Raw genomic sequence first — 1,258 nt, 5'->3', positions numbered from 1 at the left:
CCAATGCTTGGAAAAACCGAGTCTCTTAATGCTTCTGTCGCTGCCGGCATTGTTTTCTACGAAGTTGTCAGACAGCTACAGGTAAAGGGATTGGTGCAGTCGTAGGTCAAAGCGCGGCTAAGGAAAAAGCGCCGCGTGCTCGCGAAGCGCGTCTGTCGATTCCTTAAAGGATGTGACTAGAATCTCGTTGCGAAATTCTTTGTCCTCTTCGATCATGTCCCAGAGAATGTCTTGAAATTCGTGTCGACGCACCGTGAGAATTAGACAAATTTGTTCAGTCGCGTAACGACAAATTTCGTCTATATCCAAATTCGCAAAAAACGAGTTCAATTCGAACATCGAATGCTCTGGAATCATCTCTTCGATTTGCTTGTGCACATGAAGCAGCCACTCTTTCATCCAAATCTGAGGGGCACCGTCTGCCTGCTCGAGAACGGCTAGGTGACTCGATACGCAGCAAATAAACTTGACTGCGTGCAAAACTTTTTCAGTTGATATCACGCCAAGTGGTCGCGGCGATTCTTCCAGAACATGTTCCAGATGCTCCATGCATTGAGCACCAACCATGTGCAAAAAGAAGTAGGCGCGCTGAGACTCTTCTTCGGGCGACTCGGGTTTCCATTCTTCAGCGATGCGCAGCATGCTGCCATCTTAATTGTGTGGCGTGATGCGTAGGTCTCTGCAACATAAATCTTATTGATACGCAAAGTTATCTAAGTCGATCAAAATTTTCACGACAGGCTGTGTGCGTGCCATTTGAGATTTCGCCGCAAGAAAAAATTATTCCAGAAGCAAGCGCTTGACCTGAAGCCGCATCATGCGCCATTGACAGGGTTTAAGCGAAACTAGTAGAATTCCCGTTCGCGCCCCCCACAGGGCGTTATGCCGGTGTAGCTCAATGGTAGAGCAACGGTTTTGTAAACCGTCGGTTGCGGGTTCGAATCCCATCACCGGCTTATGGGCAGATGTCCGAGTGGCTAAAGGAGACGGGCTGTAAACTCGTTGGCGCAAGCCTACACTGGTTCGAATCCAGTTCTGCCCAAACTTGTTCCCCCTAAATAGACCTTGATTTCTAAAGGCAACCTTAGGAGGTGCGACTAATAGGCTCAATTGAGCCATAATGAGTCGGTACCGCATGCCCATGTAGCTTAGCGGTAGAGCACCCCCTTGGTAAGGGGGAGGTCACGAGTTCGATTCTCGTCATGGGCTCCATTTTTACCAAGCGCGTTTTATAGACACTTTGGTCCCTGAATACATC

Annotated in this window: 1 protein-coding gene and 3 tRNA genes; 3 read left to right on the top strand and 1 reads right to left on the bottom strand. The window is 48.6% G+C overall.

Features of this window, described 5'->3' with window-relative positions; all coding sequences use genetic code 11:
• Window positions 1-117 precede the first annotated feature (117 nt).
• Entirely contained in the window at window positions 118-642 is a 525-nt protein-coding gene (locus DP116_RS30635; RefSeq protein WP_169158209.1) for a hypothetical protein, read from the bottom strand.
• A gap of 242 nt (window positions 643-884) precedes the next feature.
• Here DP116_RS30635 and DP116_RS30630 point away from each other — a divergent pair.
• The 3 genes from DP116_RS30630 to DP116_RS30620 all read left to right on the top strand — a co-directional run bounded on the left by DP116_RS30630 (window position 885) and on the right by DP116_RS30620 (window position 1,212).
• Window positions 885-956 (top strand) — tRNA-Thr (locus DP116_RS30630).
• 3 nt (window positions 957-959) lie between these two features.
• Window positions 960-1,042: transfer RNA gene (locus DP116_RS30625), tRNA-Tyr, on the top strand.
• A 95-nt stretch (window positions 1,043-1,137) separates the two neighbouring features.
• Window positions 1,138-1,212: transfer RNA gene (locus DP116_RS30620), tRNA-Thr, on the top strand.
• Window positions 1,213-1,258 lie beyond the last annotated feature (46 nt).

This window comes from Brasilonema bromeliae SPC951, from assembly GCF_012912135.1.
GTDB lineage: Bacteria > Cyanobacteriota > Cyanobacteriia > Cyanobacteriales > Nostocaceae > Brasilonema > Brasilonema bromeliae.
Note: the sequence above shows the minus strand (reverse complement) of the source record. Positions and strands in the feature narration are given on the sequence as shown.

Bases quoted from the DNA above. Each gene is read 5' to 3' on its own strand.
- DP116_RS30635 (WP_169158209.1), bottom strand. From the start codon at position 642: ATGCTGCGCATCGCTGAAGAATGGAAACCCGAGTCGCCCGAAGAAGAG.